Annotated in this window: 2 protein-coding genes; both read right to left on the bottom strand. The window is 58.8% G+C overall.

The window, feature by feature from the left end; translation table 11 throughout:
* Positions 1 to 900 (bottom strand): IS3 family transposase (locus GSI01S_RS19960; protein ID WP_006898372.1); only part of this gene is annotated, 900 nt, incomplete at its 3' end.
* Complete coding sequence (locus GSI01S_RS20425; RefSeq protein ID WP_006898371.1) at positions 897 to 1,190, bottom strand: transposase; 294 nt, start codon at positions 1,188 to 1,190, stop codon at positions 897 to 899. The genes GSI01S_RS19960 and GSI01S_RS20425, both read right to left, overlap by 4 nt.
* Positions 1,191 to 1,343 lie beyond the last annotated feature (153 nt).

Raw genomic sequence — 1,343 nt, 5'->3', positions numbered from 1 at the left:
AAAGTGGCCACTGCAATTAAGCGGCGAGTCGTATATGTCTCTGAATCCTAGTTCAAACTCGGCTGGTGTCAAATAGCCCAGTGTGGAATGTCGTCGGGCCCTATTGTAGTACTCCTCAATCCAGGTGAATGTGCTCTTTTTGAGTGCTTTTAGAGTGGGCCACGGGCGCGTGTGAATGAGTTCCTTCTTGTAGCTCGCGAAGAATGATTCTGCGACCGCGTTGTCGAAACAAATGCCAGTGCGCCCCAATGATCGTCGGATATTGTTTTTCGTGCAGTACTTATCGAAGTCGGTGGACGTGTATTGAGTTCCGCGATCGCTGTGGAATATGACTTTTCCGGGTGGTCGACGACGAGCGATGGCCATGTCCAGTGCGTCGGTGACCAGCTCGGTTCGCATGTGGTCGGCCACGGCCCATCCGACGACCATCCGGGAGTGCAGATCGATGACGGTGGCCAGGTACGCCCAGCCGTTCCAGGTCCGTACGTAAGTAATATCGCCGCACCATTTGGTGTTCGCCTCGGCCGCCGTGAAGTCGCGGCCGATGAGGTCAGGTGCCCCAACGGGGCTGTCTCCGGCGACGGTGGTGCGTTTCCACGCCTTCGGGTGGCGGCCTTCCAGACCTGCGACCTTCATGAGCCGCCACACCCGCTTGTGCGAGACCCGGTGGCCGCCGGCGGCGAGTTCCGCACGCATGCGCCGAACGCCGGGACGGCCGTTGAGGTGCTCGTAGTGGTACTCGATCAGCGCTGTTAACTCGTCGTCTCGGAGGTCTCGAGCTGAGCGCGACTTGCCGCGCCACTTGTAGTAGCCAGAAGTCGATACGCCGAGTTGAGCACACATGAACGTGACCGTATATGAATCGGATTCAGCCCAGTCCGCGATAGCCGCGAATTTCACCGCGGGTCTTTCGCGAACCAGGTCGCTACTTTTTTTGCGAACTCCACCTCCATCCGGGCGTGCTTCACTTCTTCGCGAAGGCGCTCGAGTTCCGCCCGCTCGTCCTCATTCAACGGGCGGTCAGACTCACCGTTTCCCTCGTCTCGAGTCTTCTTCACCCATTTCCCCAACGTCATCTCGTGAACGCCGATACTGCGTGCAACTTCGGCGATCGCACGGCCATCATCGATGACCAAACTTACCGCGTTGGCCTTGTACTCGGCAGTGAAGCTCCGACGAGTAGATCCCATAATCCGCTCCCTCTATCTTGGGGGAACTCACCGCTCATCTCCGGGTGTCCACCAGAGCGGGAACGGTCCAGATAAGGTCGCCTGGCAACTGGCCATGGACGTCCCAGTTCATACGGAAGTCTGCTTCGACTTCGACGGGCCCGAAGCGGGCCC

This window comes from Gordonia sihwensis NBRC 108236 (assembly GCF_000333035.1).
GTDB lineage: Bacteria > Actinomycetota > Actinomycetes > Mycobacteriales > Mycobacteriaceae > Gordonia > Gordonia sihwensis.
Note: the sequence above shows the minus strand (reverse complement) of the source record. Positions and strands in the feature narration are given on the sequence as shown.

Coding starts and splice junctions, on each gene's coding strand:
- GSI01S_RS20425 (WP_006898371.1), bottom strand. CDS start 1,190: ATGGGATCTACTCGTCGGAGCTTCACTGCCGAGTACAAGGCCAACGCG.